Origin of the sequence: Acinetobacter sp. LMB-5 (assembly GCF_001541635.1) — a bacterium.
In the GTDB taxonomy this organism is placed as follows: Bacteria; Pseudomonadota; Gammaproteobacteria; order Pseudomonadales; family Moraxellaceae; genus Acinetobacter; species Acinetobacter pittii.
In genome coordinates this window covers 40921-58021 of record NZ_LRDR01000015.1, presented here as the reverse complement: position 1 = coordinate 58021, position 17101 = coordinate 40921, and the positions used below count along the sequence as shown (strand labels likewise).

Genomic DNA, 17101 nt, shown 5'->3' with positions numbered 1-17101 from the left:
AAAGTGGTTAATTACATTTAATCGTCTTATTGAAAGTCTTATAGGTACCTGTTGTAATTACTTGAGCTGTATAAATCTGTTGGCTATGAGTTTGATGATTATTATTTATTTCACTAAAGCCTTTACCAGCACAAATGGTTTCAGCTTTTTTGTTTACTTTGTTTTCCATTGCTTTATTAGAACCTAAAATATTAGAAGTGGTTTGAATCATATAGTTTCCATTTTCAAGTTTAGTAGCTTGAGCTGGAAACATTTGTGCACAACCAGTCAAAGAAAGAGTAGAAGCTGCAAGAAGAGTTAGCATAAGATATTTATTCATAATTTCTTAGTTCATTGAATTAAAAAACAAAAAAGACAAAATATATTTTTAAATTTTAACAGTCAACAATAAAATAAATAAAAACCACTACAATAAAAAGCCCACCTTCCGATGAGCTTTTTATTTAATTAAAATTAACGGTATGTATTAGGCGTTAAATTCTGCTAATACAAAGTTTTTTACTATTTCATCAAAATTTGGTTTTAGAAGAGTTGGCTTGCTATCTTTTATAGTTTTATACCAATAACTCGCTGCAACTCCCATACTAATCAAAGCTAACAATTTCATTGCTCACCTCACTTATTGGGAAGAGTGAAACTTAACGTATCATTCGCGTTTGTAGTGTTCCAACTCGTTTTAGGGAGGTTTCTGTATATTTTTTAAGCAATGTGTAAAATAAAAAACTCCCATATCTTCGTGAACTTTCTCTAATGTCAAAAGTGCAATTTAGTTATACTTAGCCCACTATAAAGCAATCCAGTATTTACCTTGCACAGGTTCAATTTCAGAAGTTCTATCACTACAATCGAATTATTTCAAACACTTAGGATTTCATAACTACAACTGTGTCACCCAAATATCCAACAATATAATGAGATTGGAAATACTACATTTTTGCTATTAATTTTTTAAATCTTATTTAGCTACTCAAACATTATTTTTGACTCAAATGATAATTCGCCATCCTCGTAAATATCTTTAAATAATTTTAATGATAATTCTAAATCTTGATTAACATATTTTGCTTTCCATTCATCTTCATGGGGTTCAAAAATATAAATTTCATCAGGATTTTTAGCGGCTCTGTTCACAAGACGTAAATAAGTACCAGCAGGATATTCTTCATTTTCACTAATACTACATCCCAACAAATAACCATATCTAGAATCACAAACCATGCTGTAGCTATCAATATCACTATATGCTAATCGCTCAGACTCTTCAGAATAATCTGCGTCTGTCTTATGAATAATGACACTACCTCCAAAATAAAAAACGTTCTTAATTATATTTGATAATTTTTCCCAACCCATTTCTTTTAAATCTATTCTTTTCTCTGAAAAAAATGGGGTTCTTACTACATAACTACAAACATATAAAATCATTACTAGCCTTTAATATTTACTTTACCAATCGCTCTGTCTCCAAATTGTTATTTTTCAACTATTGAGCACTTTTAAATAAATTATTATTTAAAAATCATAAAACTATCGTAGATTGCTAATACTCAATAAATTCATGTAATGAATTTATAAAATGCACAAAGTTATCTGCTAGATACAGAACCTTTCTTTTACCCTCATTTATTCCAAAATTATAGAATTCATCATGTAAAACAAGCACAATCTTAGGTTGATCTTTGATCCAAGGAAATCTGTAATCGAAACATATAAAATTTCCACCAGGTGTAGATCCAAAGCTAATTAACTTTCCCTCATAGTCATCATCGCCTTCAGGAAATTGCATCCCTTCTATTCTAGGTTCATGCAAGTATCCTCCTAACTCTACTGTACTGATATTTAGCTCACCGTCAGTATCAACATAGTCAAAGCTAGAAATTTCAGGATAGATGCCATCATGTTGAGAAATAAGTTCAACATATTCTGGTGGAAATATAACTTCTAAGGTAGCTGCAAAATTTTCAATAATTTCTTTATTAATTGTGCCATTTGGATACTGATCCCCAATATCTTGTAGCATTTGATGGTTGTCCACTATTTAAAAAATTTGCCTAATATTCTTAAGTGTCATAAATCACATAGTGCTTTATTTGTACATTAGAGCACTCTGTTGTAAATAATTTTCCCAATTCTTCATTAAGCGATTAATATTTTCTGCATGAGAATACAATGAAGGATCGTATCCATCCGTAGGAGGCATATATTTAATAAAATTATCGATTTCGGCTGGATAATCAAAATCTGTATAAATACGTTCCACCTCATCTAAAGGATCTTCAAAACTTTCTCGATTAAGCCAGAGCCAACTAAGAATTACATATAACCATTTTTGACTGATGTTCTCATATTCATCTTCTTTAAAGGTAGGACATAGTTCATTAATAAAAAGAGTGATGTTCTTTGATTCACTCGGAATAAGGAATGACAGCTCAAGTTCAGCTTTAGTATAGTTCCCTGTTAATACAATATTTTCTGCTTTTTTTATTGGTATTTCTGAAGTAAGGAGATTCTTTTCATAGCCCCATTTGATATCACACCATGAAAGGTTCACCTTTTCATTAATAAAATCAGCAGGTATTGGATACAAATTCATGTCATTGTGCCTCTGGCCTACTAAAATGCCTGTAATTCAAATATGTGCAAAATCTTCACAAGTAATAGTTATTGATTATCAAGCGCATATTTAAAAATATTATAACAATTTCAAATTAAGTCTTTTAGCTTCAGCTTGATTGCCATACCACCACACGGCTTTGTCTTTCATTGGTGCAGACATTTCTTCATCAACCCCATAATATTCCTCTGGATATTTTGGAGCTGGGCTACCATCTTCAAATCTAGTTAATGTTGTATTATTAATGAATAAATCATATGCCTGTTGATGACAATTTGGGCAGGGAGGTAATGAACTTAAAAACCGTTTTAGTTTATTTTTATAGTACCCTCTGTAAATTGATCCACTGTCAGGTATATTACTATCATCTTCATTCAAAATAGGATCATTACGACCTGTTATCCATAGAATGGTATGGCAATTTGTACATTGCGCACCTAATGGTTCAGCTCTTTCATATTCGTTTATACCGTACTGCAAACCATGTTGCTGATACCCTTTCAGATAGTAAGGTATTACTGCTATTTCACTAGCTGCTACCTGATGTAAAGATCTCATAGGTACTCCTTTTAGGATTCATTTTTAGAAGAAAAGATAGAATAAAAACATAAAGCAACTACCAAGTCCTATTGCTACCCATGATATTAATTTAGATATAAATCTATCTTCTTTAAAAAAGAATGGTAAAACCCATTTATTGATGTCTATTTCTCTTAGCCAAGATAAATACCAAGGAAAAGTTAAGGCGAATATAAGAGAACTTGTGAACATAGCAACAGATGAAGGTCTCTTGTAAAATTCAGACTCACTCATTTTAAAAAACATTACCCAAAAAATTACTTCTAGAGCGCATAGCACGACACATAAATAAATATAAAACTTATTCTTCAGATTAGTGATAAAAATTGGGGTTAGTGTCCAGAATGGGAAAATGAGTCCAAATCCAAGTCTAAAACCATATAAATCATCATGAATTTCAAATAGAAAGAACCGTAGAAATACTATTACATAATAAAGAACAAAAAATATAAGGCTTAAAAACTTAATTCGATTAAGAGTGTTAGAGTCAAGGTCTAAAACAATAGGTTTAGATATTAAATATCCAAAAAAATAATTAGCATAGAAACTAATTAGATAAATAAATATGGAAGAATATGACTCATAGTCAAAAACATTATACAAGAATAAAGATAAAGTCCAAAGCAATCCAAAAATAAAGAAATTTTTAGCAATAATAAAAAATGGAGATTTGCTTCTAAGAACTGATGGCTCAATCATAATTTGCACTGCGGTATACCCATCTATACATAGCCATTTCTAAGTAATGACTATAATTAATTCAAATTTATCAATATATTCGGTAGATATATAAATTCATGCCATTGTATCCTCCTGTACCCCCATCTGTTTGCAACCAAACTTTTGAGTAGGTTGATTCAGCTACAAAAAATTTATCTGTATCGTTTCAAGCAAATCATCACTTATCACTTCAAATTCTTTAATTTTTGCTGAATGAGTGTTCATTAAAGGATGATTTAAAGATATTTCATCTAATTTATCTAATGCACGTAATTTATTAATCACATGAATTTCAAGTGGCAATAAAGTGAATGGAGCGTTTATGAATTTTGGAGGATACTTACGTAAATCATTATCTATTAATTCTTCACAGTGTAAATTTGCTATATCTATGAGTAATGGTTCTAAAAATACTGTGTCACATGACCAATTATTTATCAAATCTTTAAATTTTCCATCTATCTTTGATTCTAATGTAAATTCTTCATTAATCCATTTGTAATAAGCCCATAATGAAAAATAGTCATAACTTAAAGGGAAATCAGATAGAAATTTTTGTTGTAAACAAAACTCCACTTGGCGCGCTAATTTCTTTGCTAAATTTTTATTATTCAATAGAATTGCCCAAAAAAGTAGTGCAGAAAATTCTGAAAAATACTTCTTTAACTCATGTACATTCATTTTATCTAAAGGTTTTATTTTAAAATCATTTAATTGTAATGCTCTTCCCACCTCTGCATACATCAAGGCAAGATTTAAACTATTTAAAGCATCCATATCTGCCTTATTATTTTCAATTTTTAAGAATGCCAATTGGGCATAAGATATAGACATACTAACTATATGATGAGGAAAAAGTATATCTTCCCCATCTAAGGTATCTAGTATGTATTTTTGATCAAATTTTAATGAATTAATTAAACTTCCAATACTATATTTTTTATAACATTTTAATAATTTATTTAATTCTCTTATTTCTTTCATCAGGCAATCTCAATAGGTTTCACAATATAAGAAAATATTTCTTAAGAATGTTTAACTTAATAATTATAAATTTAAAAACCAATATTTCGGAATAAAATTATTTAAAATTCATAAGATAGTTTTAATATATAGCTTGTAAAACTTTTTACAAATAAAGTTGTATTATTTCTAATTTAGCTAGAAAGCAATAATCTTCCTGTTGTTAACTCATCGAATAAAGTAGGATCTTCATCACCTCGACTTGTGCCTTGAGACGAATATGAACCTAATCTCTTTCTGTATCGAATTAAGTACTCAAATAGTGTTCCAAATCTTTTTACTGTATTGCTATTTTCATCCCACTCATAAACAATATCATTAATATCCTTTGTATACATGAAGAAAATATTAGCATGTTCATTCTCACCACAAATCTCAAAATATTGTTCTTCAGCTAAATCTAATTTCTCACCACTCTCTCTATAATTGATAGCAAGTTCTTCATCAGCCATTAAATTTTTTTGCCTTTGTATATTAAATCCCGCATTTCTATAATATCTGTATATGTAAAAATCATCACCAAAAATCAACCCTCCTGAACATTTACCCATAGTTGTTAGCAACTCTTTCAATTGACCATGCACAGAAATATTATTTAATTTCTCAATTTCAGCGATTTCTTGTTCTGAATATCCATTAACCTTTTCTAATTTTTCAATAAAATAATTTTTTTCAGCTTTAATAGAAGAAAGCATAGTCACCAAATTACTCATATAAAGTACCTTATAGATTGGGAAGCCTTGAAATAGATCTATAAATATTCACAACTTAGTATACCAAATTAAAAACTTTTACACATAATTACCATTCTCATCCAGCTCGTCTTTTGGCCTATTATGATAATCAGAAATTAAAAAACTAAAATAATCCATCATATTAGCCATAATGCTTCTTGAAAAATTCAAGTCCATATAAATTCCATATTTTATCTTTTTATGTGCATCAAAAAATGTTTGCATAATTATACTAAAGAAATCCAACCAATCATCATCAACATTTTTATTTCTGTTATTGGTTATAGTTATTGATAAAATTTCATTTCTTTTTTCTGAAAAAATACCGATCAAATACCCTCTTAAATAATCATGAAATGCTGACAAATTCCTTCCAAATTGTTTTGTATTTGGATGAATATCATTCAAATATTCTCGATTATTTCCATATATTTTATCACCAAAAAAATCATAAACTTCTTGAATTTCTTCAAAATCAGATATATCAAAGTAAACTTTAATAACTTGCTTACTTGTAATATCTTGCTCAGTAAAAAAATGACATGAGTCATCTTTCATTTTAATATTCTGCACAATAAAACTCCAACACTATGAAAAGATTAACGTAGTTTTCATTCATACTTTTCACTGCGGCATATCCAATCTATACATAGCCACTCCTATATTAAATTAACAACTATATTTTTGAAAAGTTAATTCATATAGACTCAATAATTAATATTTCCAAGTTGTTTTTTAAATATTTTTAATGCTTCATGTCTAGTTTTTTGTGTATATCTTTTTGGCATACTTGCTATTTTATTAAGTATTAAGATTATTTCATCAGAAATATACTCGGATTTTTTATTCAATAGGTTTAGAGCTAATATTGTCCAATATTCTGAAGTACTATCTGATAGAGCAAAAATAAGTATTTCTCTAATTTGTTCAAAAGAATAGACTTCAGCAATATTATCAACTTCTTTATTTTCAAGTATTAATAAACCATCCCTCACATCTTGCATTAAAATCCCCTCAATTATTTGTTTAGTTTTCATAGTCTACAGTTATAACTTTAAATTAATCTCTAACCTTTAGTGAGTAAAATTTAGAATTAAACATTATCAAATATTACCCCAAAAAACCTCTCCACCACCACATCCCTCTCTTCCAAACTTTTTGAGCTTAAAATCTGGAACATCAAGCCATCAATTAAGTTTAAAACCATGTCGGCACTTGGTTTTAACGCATGGGTGTCCAAACTAAAAACCAAGTCAAAAAGTTCTTTAAGCAGCCATTTTCTATATTCAAGCGCTATACGGTAGGCCTGCGGGTAAATCTGTTTAGTTTCAAAAATGGCTTTAAGTAATAGATAGTACAAGCTATTAAAATTGACATGTAAAACAATAATCTCTTTGAGTTTATCGCTTGAGGTTCTGTAACGGCTTGAGTAAATAATTGCCAGCACTTCTTCTTTGAGTTTGCTTTTTTGAAAGGATATGCACATTTCAATAAGTCGCTGTTTTGAGTGAAAGTAGTTATAAAAAGTGGCTTTAGGAATCTTGGATTTTTTGACGATTAAGTCCACACCCGCATTGTGAAATCCATAGAGATTGAACAGCTCTATTGCTGTATGAATAACCTGTAATTTTTTGGAAGATCTTTCTAAAGTTGGCATCATTTTACCGTTATAAATTCTTGTTGTTGCTAAAAGAGATAAAAAAGCCTGTGCCTTTTCTGGGAGAAAAAAAGGCACAGCAAAGCCGTAAAGACTTTGCTTGGCACATCTCAAGTTTTATTGTTGCTAAGTTTTAGACGTAATAATTTAAAGCCTGAAAAGCCTATGGCTCATCAAACTGCTTTAAAATTTTAAGTTGTGTCGAGATAGTTTTTGACAGTGACTGCCGATAATTTATGAATGTGCATAGCCAACTCCTTCTTTTGGGAGTTCTGCCAAAGCATTATAAATTATGGTGGCAGAACGGAAGCGGGTTGACGGACTGGTTTCAACTCCAGCACACTCGAAAGTGTCCCACTCCCGTCCTACCGCTACGGGAGGGAACGAGGTGTGCACACAAGACTACTCCTCAGAAGAAATAATCCTGATGTGGTTGAAATAGCGGTCCGTCAAAACCGGCTGGCAATGTAGGCCAGCCCGCAAATGGTAATCTTCAATATTTGAGCTGTCAATGTGAAATTGGCTAGAAATTATTTAATTAAATTATTGTTTTTCATTTAATTACATAATTAAGGAAAACCTTAAATATTGGCTTAACAATTTGCTTTTATAACAGCACTCTAACGCTTTCTTTTTATTATGACTGCGTTTGCTCGGCCATAAATATTTTAAATTTTGAGACTAAAAAAGGAGGTATTAGCCTCCTCTTTTATTTCAAACTCTCAACATCTGGTGGTAATTAAATACCTTTATCTGCCAGATATTACTGAAGATTCTTTGAGTACGTTTTAGGTGATATTTGGGTGATGTCTTTCTTTTCTAGACGATTTAACAATGTGCCAAAGATTGCAGCAACAATGTACATAAATAATGAATAAACTGCTGCTGGCATAGCGGCCATACTGCTTGCCATTACTGTAAAAGCAATGGTCATGGCTAAGGTACTGTTATGAATTCCAATTTCAAACGCGCAAGCTTTTGCCTGAAAGCTATTTACACCCAATAATCTTGGAACAAAATAGCCAACCATTAAACTACATACGCAGAACAGCAAAGTTGCCAATCCAATTTGTCCAATATACGTCATCAGATTTTGGTAATCTCGCGCAATTGCTAATATGATGATTGATACGAGAAAAACGATAGCAAAGATACGCACAGGTTTATTGAGCTTTTCAGCCGTATGCGGCGCAAAATGACGAACTAACATCCCGATCCCAACGGGCACTAGAATAATGAGAAAAACCTGTATGATTTTAGAGAATTGCAAACCTACATTTTGTCCATTTTCCATAAAGTGCTGTATTGCAAAATTCACGATTAATGGAAGTGTAAAGGCAGCAATGACCGAATTTATAGCCGTTAAAGTAATATTTAAAGCGATATCTCCTTTATAGAGATAACTAAATAAGTTAGCTGTTGGCCCGCCCGGTGATGCAGAAAGGAGCATTAATCCAACAGCAAGCATTGGTGGTAAAGCAAGAACCTTACAAATAATAAATGCAATACCGACTAAAATAACCAGTTGGCAAAATAATGCGATAAAGACGGCTTTGGGGTGTTGTCGCACGCGTTTAAAGTCATTTATGGTCAACTCTAGGCCCAAACCAGCCATAATAATTGCGAGTGCAATTGGTAAAAATACGGTAATTAATCCTGAACCCATAATCTCATTCCTTTTTCATTTATTTATGGACCTTCTAGTCCCATACGCTTATGTTTTTAATTAAAAGTTTTTATTAAACCTTTAGTTCTTTTCTTAAAATTTTACCCACATTCGACTTGGGTAATTCATTGATAAATTGAATATAGCGTGGTTGTTTGTAGCCAGTCAGGTTTTCTTTTGCATAGATTTGGATTTCTTCAACCGATAAAGAGTCATCCTTTTTGACAATAAAGGCTTTAGGCACTTCACCCGATTTTTCATCTGCAATACCAACCACGGCGACTTCTAAAATTTTGGGATGTTGGGCTAAAACTTCTTCAATTTCGTTCGGAAAAACATTAAAGCCTGAAACTAAAATCATGTCTTTTTTACGGTCAATAATTTTGGTATAGCCTTTTTCATTCATAAAGCCAATATCACCCGTTCTAAAGAAACCATCAGCAGTCATGACTGCTTTCGTTTCTTCAGGTAAATTCCAATAACCTTTCATGACCTGCGGGCCACGAATTGCAATTTCTCCAGTTTCACCGGGTGCTAATTGATGACCTTCATCATCCAAAATTGCAATATCCGTGCTCGGTACAGGAATACCGATCGTGCCACTAAAAGTATTAGAGATTGGCGGGTTAAAGGTCGCAACAGGCGACGTTTCTGATAAGCCATACCCTTCACGGATAATACGTCCTGTCAGTTTTTCCCATCCATCGGCAGTGGATTTCAAAATTGCCATACCGCCGCCAGTGGTAATTTCTAAACGGCTATGGTCCAGCTTATTAAAGCCTTCATGATTAATCAGTGCATTAAATAAAGTATTTACAGCAGGAAAAACCGTAGGACGATATTTTTCAAAACAATGTACAAGAGCATCTAAATCACGCGGATTTGGAACTAAAACAGTGGCATAACCTTTGTTCATTGCACTGTGCAATAAACAGACAGTAAAACCAAAAATATGATAAAGCGGTAAGGCACAGATCGCTATTTCATCTTCGAAAGCATCTCGGTCACCTAAGTAGCTTTTAAAAACCACATTATTTTGTAATAAGTTGGCGACAATATTTTTATGGGTTAATTCTGCGCCCTTGGAGACACCTGTTGTTCCGCCCGTATATTGTAAAAGCGCAGTGTCTTCAAGAATAAGCTTAGGACGTATATAGTCTTGGGCATTTGTCTTCAATAAGATTTGCTTAAAAGCGTATTTTTTAGAATCTAAGGTGTCTAATTCAGTAGGTTGGTCGACCAACATTTCAGTCATGGTGGTGGTAATAATTTGTTCAACCGAAACTTGTTCTTTGACTGCCTCATAAACAGGTAAAAACTGCTCTAATATAAATAAGACTTTTGCGCCAGCATCATTTAATTGATGCTTTAATTCACGGGCTGTATAGAGTGGATTAATATTGACTAGAATGTAACCTGCACGAATGACGGCAAGTGAAATAATTGGGTACTGAATAATATTGGGCATCATCACGGCAACACGTGTACCTTTTTCTAGCCCTAAACTTTGCAAGAATGTTGCTACTTTTCGACTATATAAATCGATTTCAGCATAAGAAAAAGATTGATCTGCAAATATAAAAGCCTTTCTTTGCTGGAACTTATTAAAACTGTTGTCCCATAAATCGAGAAGTGAAGTGTGTTCATCCGGCAATGTAATCGTACTTTCTATATTCCATTGCTTATATTCGTCTAACCAGATCTGTTTTGTCATCTTATCGTCCTTTATGATAGAGAAAAATTTCGATTTTCTTCTGTGTCATCTATGTCATTATTGTTAAGTTAAAATTTATAACCAATTTTCAAACCGTAACCGATTGAATAGTTATTTTTATATTCACCCACATAATATTCACTGCCTGCCTGAGCACCAAGCTGACCTTTGGCATCACCAAGCCATAGATACTTCATTCCACCTGAAATAAAGTATTTTGAAGTTGGACTATATTGTGCACCAAGACCAACACTGTAATAACCTTTAGCTGGCCCGCCTGTGGACACGCGCTCACCTGCTCCCGAGTCCCAACCTACAGAAACTGAACCCGACCATTTATCGCTTAGGCGTTGTCCAATTCCAAGATTGGCAGACCATTGATCATCATAATAACGAACCAGATTAAAACCATTTGGACGACTTGGCGTTGATAGAACCCCAACAACTTCTGAGATTTCACCAAAACGATACGGTTTAAACTCAAAATCGTTCCAGTGAACCCAACGCACGTTACCGAACAATAAAGTACCTTTGCGTAATCCGGTCTGAAATTCCAAATTTACTGACTCTGGCGCTCTAAACTTAGTTGAGCCTGATGTGCCTGCTTCGGGTAAGCCCGCAACAATACGATTGAGTGCCTCCTTACGCGATTCAGTGAGTTGTCCTATAGAAACCATATACGCCAAATGCTGATCAAGAAAATCACGGCCTTGCTGCGTACTTAACATATCAACCAATGGCGCATTTTCATTGGCAGTCACTTCATGCATAATCTCTGAACGATAGGTCAATGAGGCTTTAATGGCTTTTTCGGGAATTTGATAACCAAATCCTGCCAACCATCCCCAATCTCCAACCTCTTTGGCATTAAAGTCATAGCCATTATATAAACTGAAAACTTGACCTCTTAAATTGACGTTACTTTTAAATGTCTGATAAACAGGACCTGCATAAAAATTCCAGTTCTTATCCGGTTGATAACCAAATATCAGACTAAAATTTTGCATAACAAAATTCGATTTGGTGTTACCTGTTACGACTTCTCCACCGGTCTTTTGGGCAAGTGTTGCTGAATCAATGCCTGGTACTAAAATCGTATCACTCGGCTTAGCAACAAAACTGTTATTTCCATAATATTCAGAGTCGGAAGTAAATGGCTGATCGTAAAGAAAACCAAATGAGAACTGAGGTGCTAACTGTAATTTCAAAGCTGCACTGGGACGATAATCAGAGTTTGCAATATCAGAAATACTATTACGCGTTGGGTTTGTACCCGCTTCTTGTCCTTCTAACGAAGTGTCTGAAACAGATAAACTTGCCTCAAAATAATTACCAGGTTGTAGAAATGCAGAAATTGATTGTCCTGTTCGATCAAATGCTGCTGCATAGAGTGGGCTCGTACAAAATGAAGCCATGACCATGACTAATGTTTTCTTTTTCATCTTTTAATCCGTCCTAGATTTTTATTTTTACTTATTAGGGCGCTCTTTACTGAACGCCTGATGTTTGTTTTTACATAGTGATTCTTATTAGGCATTTTCTATAAAATCAGGTTGTTCTCCTTTTTTGTCAAACGGTGCGGTTAAGGAATGGTTCTAACTAGAACCATTCTTCTGACATATTGAGTGGAGTCGTCTCTACCGGATCAAGTACCGCTAACCAACTCATAATTTTCGGCATTTCCCAACCAAAGAAATAATCACAAGCTGCAAGCTTCCCACGCAGAAAATCAGGGTCTGTTGAATTTGGCATGAGTTTATGAATGACTACTGCTTGATCAAGCCATAACCACCCCACCACAAGATGCCCAAAGGCTTCCAGATAATTGGCGGCATTTGCCAGTTGGAGTTCTACATCGGTTAAGGCATGTAATTTCTCTGTTACATTTTGGATGAGTTGCCACTTTTGAGCTAAGTGATCTGCATGATCTTTTAACGAAGGCTCTGCTTTAGCTTGCGTAATGGTATTCATGATTTTTTCATGTAATAGTTTCATCGACAGCCCTTGATTAAGACGAGTTTTACGTCCTAATAAATCGAGTGCCTGAATACCAAATGTTCCTTCATGGATTGGATTGAGTCGATTGTCCCGATAAAACTGTTCAACGTTATATTCACGGGTATAACCGTAGCCACCATGAACTTGAATTGCTAAATCATTTGCTACAAGTCCCCATTCAGAAGACCAGCTTTTCACCACCGGAGTTAATAGATCAAGTAATTGATTGGCTTGATTACGCTGCTCGGCATCTTCAAGTGAGTGAATATCATCGGTTAAGCGGGCTGCATATAGGCACAGTGCCAATGCACCTGAGACATATGCTTTTTGCGCCAAGAGCATACGGCGGACATCCGCATGTTGAATGAGCGGGATTTGTGGAGAACTTGGATTACGTTCGCTACGAGAGCGACCTTGTACTCGGTTTTTTGCATAATCTAAAGCATGCAGATAACCAGTATATCCCAATGCTGCCGCCCCAAGTCCAACCGAAATTCGGGCTTCATTCATCATATGAAACATATAGGCCAGCCCTTTACCAGCTTCGCCGACTAGCTCGCCAATTGCACCTGCTTCTCCTTCGGGTGTGAAACGACCTTCCCCAAAATTCAGCACGCAGTTGACTGTTCCCCGATAGCCCATTTTATGGTTAATTCCAGCCAGCACCACATCATTGCGTTCGCTTGGCTGTCCATTTTCATCGAGTAATTTTCGCGGTACAGTAAACAATGAAATGCCTTGCACACCTGCTGGTAATTGTCCATTTTCATCTGGAATTTTTGCCAAAACTAAATGAACAATATTGTCAGAGATATCGTGCTCGCCGCCTGAAATCCACATTTTGTTTCCAAACAGACGATAACGACCATCTTCTGTTTTAATCGCACGTGTACGAATATCAGCAAGACTTGAACCTGCTTGTGGTTCAGATAAACACATCGTTCCGAAACATTTACCTTCCATCATGGCGTTGACATAGGGTTTCACTTTTTCAGGTTCACCATGGGCCATTAATAAATTTGCATTACCAATGGTTAAAAAGGCATAGCCTGCTGTTCCTGAATTGGCACCGAGTAGATATGCCATACCTGCACGCTCAATGGTATTGGGTAAGTTCATACCATTCCAATCTGATGGAAAAGCTGCACTCATCAACCCCGCATCAGCAAAGGCCTTAAGCGCGACTCCGACTTCAGGATTGACAGTCACACGTTCACCATCAAAAACAGGTTCGTTACTGTCATTTTTTTTATTATGAGGAGCAAATAAATCGGTTGCCAAAGCCTCGTAAACGTTTAAAACAGACGTATATTCAAAACGGTCCTGTCCTGCAAAAGAATTGCGTTGACTAAGTTCTTCGACTTTTAGCCAATCGAATAGCAAAAAATCGACATCACGGCGAGAGAGAATCAATTCATTGCTCATGGTTTATTCCTCTACATTTACAAGTGTAAGCCACTCTGTCACAAGTGCCGGTTTTGCCTGATCTTCGATTTCAATCGTGACTTCCATGATCAACTGATAACTTCCCTTATTTTTTTGGGAAACATTTTTTAAGTGAAAATTTCCACGCACCCGCTTACCGCTATGTACAGGACTCATAAAACGCAAATTATTGATGCCATAATTCACGCCAGATTTCTGCCCCTTTACAGTCGGCAACACCTGAACGGCCATCGCTGAAAGTAAAGAGAGTGTTAAAAAACCGTGGGCAATGGTGCCACCAAAAGGTGTCTGACGAGCAGCTTCTTCATCCACATGAATAAATTGATGATCTTGTGTGACATCCGCAAAGGTATTAATCATGCTTTGATCAATGGTCATCCATTGCGAGCTACCTAATGCTTGGCCTTGCAACTCAACCAGTTGGTCGATGCTTAATGTATTTTTTGTCAAAATTATTCTCCTGCCATTAATGAAGCTTTTTTCAGCTCAAGCTCACCCTGAGCGCCTCCTCTGACAGGCACAAACTCATCTGTTCGGTCTGAAACATCAGCTAAACGTTGTGCTAAAACATGCGGAACTTGTTCATCCGTACCTAAATAAATTCCTTGAGTAAGGGTAATGTGGGCAGCTTCAAAACTACCTGCGCCAGCACAAAGAATCATACGGGTAGGTGCATCTTCGCTAACCAAAGTCGCGATTGCAGGACTGACCGCACTTGGAGCAAGAGCTTTAAGGGCTTCTTCAGGTAATAATCCTTCAAGCATACGAGTTGCAGCTGTTGGTGCTAGACAGTTCACCCGAACATTAGATTTTTCACCCTCTAAAGCCAGTGTCTGCATGAGTCCAACCAATGCCATTTTTGCAGCACTGTAATTGGACTGCCCAAAATTGCCGTACAAACCTGAGGATGACGTGGTCATGACAATACGACCATATTTTTGCTCACGCATAATATCCCATACAGCTTTAGTGCAATTTACGGCCCCCATTAAGTGGACATCAATCACGGTACGGAAGTCATCTAATGACATTTTACTAAAGGTTTTATCTCGGAGAATTCCAGCGTTATTAATTAAAATATCTACACGTCCCCAACGGGCAATTGTTTCATCTACCATCTGTTGAACTTGTTCAATATCAGTGACTGAAGCGCCATTTGCCATCGCCTCGCCACCCGCTGCAATAATTTCATCCACGACTTTTTGGGCCGCCATGGTTGAGCCGCCCTTTCCGTTTACATCACTACCCAGATCATTCACAACCACTTTTGCACCCAAACGAGCCAGTAACAGCGCATGTTCTCGCCCTAGACCAGCGCCAGCACCTGTAACAATAGCCACTCGATTGTTTAAATTAATTGTCATGATTTTTTCCTAAATAAATGAATAAGATATTATTTAATAAATGTTTTAATAAGCTGTCACGCCGCCATCAATTGCAATGGCTTGACCTGTGAGATATGAGTTTTCTTTGGCACACATCATCAGCATCATTGCCACCACTTCACTTGGATGGCCAAGACGCTTCATTGGCGAGGCCTGCGCTAAAAAGTCTTGTTTCTCTTTGAGTTCACTGTCGACCACCATCGGGGTGGTTGTATAAAATGGACAAATTGCATTAACTCGAATGCCTTTATTTGCATATTCAATCGCTGCTGTTTTGGTTAATCCCACCACAGCATGCTTTGCCGCAGAATAGGCAGCCAATTTGGGAGCCGCACCTAAACCTGCAACAGAAGCAACATTCAGAATAATGCCACCACCTTGTTGCAACATCTGACGAATTTGATGCTTCATTCCAAAGAACACACCTTTGGCATTGACGGCAAAACTCAAATCCAGATCTGCTTCATCGGTATCAATAAAGCTTTTCATAGGCGGACTCATACCTGCATTATTGATCCCGACATCGACTCTACCAAACTGAGTAACTGCACTTTGCACCAAAGCCTGTACATCTGCTTCACAACTGACATCACACACTTGCGCAACCACCTCTACTCCTGCTTGGCGTAGCGGTTCAACTACAGTATTTAACCCTTCAATATTCAAGTCACCCAACACTAATTTTGCACCATACTTCGCCAGTTGCTCTGCCAGCAATGCACCAAATCCACTCGCCGCACCTGTGATTAAGACCACTTGACCTGAATAATGTTCGTACATTGCTATTCCTCCCTAAATAGTTAAACCGCCATCAACTACAATACATTCACCATTGGTGTAACTCGCAGCATCTGACACTAAATAAAGTACAGTTCCAGCCATTTCACGCGGTTCTGCGTGACGGCGTAATGGAATTGTGTCCATCCAGCTTTTATAAATATCTTCATTTTCAAATAGTGCCGAAGCAAATTTAGTCTTGGTAAGACCCGGCAATAAAGCATTCACTCGAATGCCCAATGGTCCACATTCTTTTGCAAAGGCTTTGGTCATATTCACTACCGCAGCTTTGGTAATAGAATAAATACCTTGTCGATCTCCGGGTTGCAGGGCATTTACAGATGCGGTATTAACAATTGCACCGCTGCCCTGTTCTTTCATTAATTTGCCCGCTTCAATAGACATGAAGAAATATCCACGAATATTGACTTCAACCGTTTTGTTATATGCAGCAATATCCGTATCAAGAATATGACCAAAATAAGGGTTGGCGGCCGCATTGTTGACTAAAATATCTAAACGCCCATGTTCTTTACGGATATATTCAAAAATTTCTGCAATATCTTCTAACTTACCCACATGGCAAGCAAAAGCCTCCGCCTTTCCATTTGCTGCAATAATTTCATTAGCAACGCGTTGGCAATCTTCAATCTTGCGACTAGATACAATTACATGTGCACCTTGTTCTGCTAAAAGTTTGGCAATTTCCTCACCAATACCACGGCTTGCACCTGTAACTAAGGCTATTTTTCCAGTCAAATCAAATAAATGTGTTGCCATATCATTTC

21 protein-coding genes are annotated in these 17101 nt (G+C 35.7%); all 21 read right to left on the bottom strand.

From position 1 onward, the window contains the following. Positions 1-7: 7 nt before the first annotated feature. The 21 genes from AW165_RS16925 to AW165_RS16835 all read right to left on the bottom strand — a co-directional run bounded on the left by AW165_RS16925 (position 8) and on the right by AW165_RS16835 (position 17093). Positions 8-319 carry a hypothetical protein gene (locus AW165_RS16925; RefSeq protein WP_060466511.1) on the bottom strand — a complete coding sequence of 104 codons (312 nt, stop codon included), beginning with the start codon at positions 317-319 and terminating at the stop codon, positions 8-10. A 147-nt stretch (positions 320-466) separates the two neighbouring features. Next, complete coding sequence (locus tag AW165_RS19490; RefSeq protein ID WP_032003705.1) at positions 467-607, bottom strand: hypothetical protein; 141 nt, start codon at positions 605-607, stop codon at positions 467-469. 356 nt (positions 608-963) lie between these two features. After that, positions 964-1425 (bottom strand): hypothetical protein, encoded by a 462-nt coding sequence (locus AW165_RS16920; protein WP_060466510.1) that lies wholly within the window; start codon positions 1423-1425, stop codon positions 964-966. 115 nt (positions 1426-1540) lie between these two features. Further along, positions 1541-2020, bottom strand: a complete 480-nt coding sequence (locus AW165_RS16915) for an SMI1/KNR4 family protein (protein ID WP_032003707.1) — start codon at positions 2018-2020, stop codon at positions 1541-1543. A gap of 66 nt (positions 2021-2086) precedes the next feature. Further along, on the bottom strand, positions 2087-2593 hold the full coding sequence (locus tag AW165_RS16910) for a DUF2247 family protein (protein ID WP_060466509.1): 507 nt from the start codon (positions 2591-2593) through the stop codon (positions 2087-2089). Between the two features lie 99 nt (positions 2594-2692). Beyond that, positions 2693-3172: a hypothetical protein gene (locus AW165_RS16905; protein WP_060466508.1), complete on the bottom strand. Its 480-nt coding sequence runs from the start codon at positions 3170-3172 to the stop codon at positions 2693-2695. Positions 3173-3196: 24 nt separating this feature from the next. Continuing rightward, a complete protein-coding gene (locus AW165_RS16900; RefSeq protein ID WP_060466507.1) occupies positions 3197-3892 on the bottom strand; it encodes a hypothetical protein in 696 nt (231 codons plus the stop codon). A gap of 162 nt (positions 3893-4054) precedes the next feature. Continuing rightward, complete coding sequence (locus AW165_RS16895) at positions 4055-4897, bottom strand: hypothetical protein (RefSeq protein WP_060466506.1); 843 nt, start codon at positions 4895-4897, stop codon at positions 4055-4057. Positions 4898-5070: 173 nt separating this feature from the next. Beyond that, positions 5071-5649, bottom strand: a complete 579-nt coding sequence (locus AW165_RS16890; RefSeq protein ID WP_060466505.1) for an SMI1/KNR4 family protein — start codon at positions 5647-5649, stop codon at positions 5071-5073. A gap of 78 nt (positions 5650-5727) precedes the next feature. After that, positions 5728-6243, bottom strand: a complete 516-nt coding sequence (locus AW165_RS16885) for a hypothetical protein (protein ID WP_060466504.1) — start codon at positions 6241-6243, stop codon at positions 5728-5730. A gap of 134 nt (positions 6244-6377) precedes the next feature. Next, positions 6378-6707 (bottom strand): hypothetical protein, encoded by a 330-nt coding sequence (locus AW165_RS16880; RefSeq protein WP_228138762.1) that lies wholly within the window; start codon positions 6705-6707, stop codon positions 6378-6380. Between the two features lie 56 nt (positions 6708-6763). Beyond that, positions 6764-7327 (bottom strand): TetR/AcrR family transcriptional regulator, encoded by a 564-nt coding sequence (locus tag AW165_RS16875; protein ID WP_212823879.1) that lies wholly within the window; start codon positions 7325-7327, stop codon positions 6764-6766. Positions 7328-7561: 234 nt separating this feature from the next. Beyond that, positions 7562-7723, bottom strand: coding sequence for a hypothetical protein (locus tag AW165_RS19675; RefSeq protein ID WP_153227538.1), 162 nt, complete (start codon positions 7721-7723; stop codon positions 7562-7564). Between the two features lie 367 nt (positions 7724-8090). Beyond that, positions 8091-8993 carry a bile acid:sodium symporter family protein gene (locus AW165_RS16870; protein ID WP_032034041.1) on the bottom strand — a complete coding sequence of 301 codons (903 nt, stop codon included), beginning with the start codon at positions 8991-8993 and terminating at the stop codon, positions 8091-8093. Positions 8994-9066: 73 nt separating this feature from the next. After that, positions 9067-10707, bottom strand: coding sequence for an AMP-binding protein (locus AW165_RS16865; RefSeq protein ID WP_060466502.1), 1641 nt, complete (start codon positions 10705-10707; stop codon positions 9067-9069). Positions 10708-10775: 68 nt separating this feature from the next. Next, complete coding sequence (locus tag AW165_RS16860) at positions 10776-12149, bottom strand: outer membrane protein transport protein (RefSeq protein ID WP_060466501.1); 1374 nt, start codon at positions 12147-12149, stop codon at positions 10776-10778. 157 nt (positions 12150-12306) lie between these two features. After that, on the bottom strand, positions 12307-14130 hold the full coding sequence (locus AW165_RS16855) for an acyl-CoA dehydrogenase (protein WP_060466500.1): 1824 nt from the start codon (positions 14128-14130) through the stop codon (positions 12307-12309). A 3-nt stretch (positions 14131-14133) separates the two neighbouring features. Further along, a complete protein-coding gene (locus AW165_RS16850) occupies positions 14134-14601 on the bottom strand; it encodes a MaoC family dehydratase (protein WP_060466499.1) in 468 nt (155 codons plus the stop codon). A gap of 2 nt (positions 14602-14603) precedes the next feature. Continuing rightward, positions 14604-15515, bottom strand: coding sequence for an SDR family NAD(P)-dependent oxidoreductase (locus tag AW165_RS16845; protein ID WP_060466498.1), 912 nt, complete (start codon positions 15513-15515; stop codon positions 14604-14606). A 45-nt stretch (positions 15516-15560) separates the two neighbouring features. Then, positions 15561-16316 carry an SDR family NAD(P)-dependent oxidoreductase gene (locus AW165_RS16840; protein WP_039762566.1) on the bottom strand — a complete coding sequence of 252 codons (756 nt, stop codon included), beginning with the start codon at positions 16314-16316 and terminating at the stop codon, positions 15561-15563. A 12-nt stretch (positions 16317-16328) separates the two neighbouring features. Further along, complete coding sequence (locus tag AW165_RS16835; RefSeq protein ID WP_060466497.1) at positions 16329-17093, bottom strand: SDR family oxidoreductase; 765 nt, start codon at positions 17091-17093, stop codon at positions 16329-16331. Positions 17094-17101: the final 8 nt, after the last annotated feature.

Coding starts and splice junctions, on each gene's coding strand:
- AW165_RS16880 (WP_228138762.1), bottom strand. CDS start 6,707: ATGAAAACTAAACAAATAATTGAGGGGATTTTAATGCAAGATGTGAGG.
- AW165_RS16870 (WP_032034041.1), bottom strand. CDS start 8,993: ATGGGTTCAGGATTAATTACCGTATTTTTACCAATTGCACTCGCAATT.
- AW165_RS16855 (WP_060466500.1), bottom strand. CDS start 14,130: ATGAGCAATGAATTGATTCTCTCTCGCCGTGATGTCGATTTTTTGCTA.
- AW165_RS16875 (WP_212823879.1), bottom strand. CDS start 7,327: ATGCCAACTTTAGAAAGATCTTCCAAAAAATTACAGGTTATTCATACA.
- AW165_RS16845 (WP_060466498.1), bottom strand. CDS start 15,515: ATGACAATTAATTTAAACAATCGAGTGGCTATTGTTACAGGTGCTGGC.
- AW165_RS16865 (WP_060466502.1), bottom strand. CDS start 10,707: ATGACAAAACAGATCTGGTTAGACGAATATAAGCAATGGAATATAGAA.
- AW165_RS16925 (WP_060466511.1), bottom strand. CDS start 319: ATGAATAAATATCTTATGCTAACTCTTCTTGCAGCTTCTACTCTTTCT.
- AW165_RS16835 (WP_060466497.1), bottom strand. CDS start 17,093: ATGGCAACACATTTATTTGATTTGACTGGAAAAATAGCCTTAGTTACA.
- AW165_RS16860 (WP_060466501.1), bottom strand. CDS start 12,149: ATGAAAAAGAAAACATTAGTCATGGTCATGGCTTCATTTTGTACGAGC.
- AW165_RS16910 (WP_060466509.1), bottom strand. CDS start 2,593: ATGAATTTGTATCCAATACCTGCTGATTTTATTAATGAAAAGGTGAAC.
- AW165_RS16840 (WP_039762566.1), bottom strand. CDS start 16,316: ATGTACGAACATTATTCAGGTCAAGTGGTCTTAATCACAGGTGCGGCG.
- AW165_RS16905 (WP_060466508.1), bottom strand. CDS start 3,172: ATGAGATCTTTACATCAGGTAGCAGCTAGTGAAATAGCAGTAATACCT.
- AW165_RS16920 (WP_060466510.1), bottom strand. CDS start 1,425: ATGATTTTATATGTTTGTAGTTATGTAGTAAGAACCCCATTTTTTTCA.
- AW165_RS16915 (WP_032003707.1), bottom strand. CDS start 2,020: ATGCTACAAGATATTGGGGATCAGTATCCAAATGGCACAATTAATAAA.
- AW165_RS19490 (WP_032003705.1), bottom strand. CDS start 607: ATGAAATTGTTAGCTTTGATTAGTATGGGAGTTGCAGCGAGTTATTGG.
- AW165_RS16890 (WP_060466505.1), bottom strand. CDS start 5,649: ATGAGTAATTTGGTGACTATGCTTTCTTCTATTAAAGCTGAAAAAAAT.
- AW165_RS16900 (WP_060466507.1), bottom strand. CDS start 3,892: ATGATTGAGCCATCAGTTCTTAGAAGCAAATCTCCATTTTTTATTATT.
- AW165_RS16895 (WP_060466506.1), bottom strand. CDS start 4,897: ATGAAAGAAATAAGAGAATTAAATAAATTATTAAAATGTTATAAAAAA.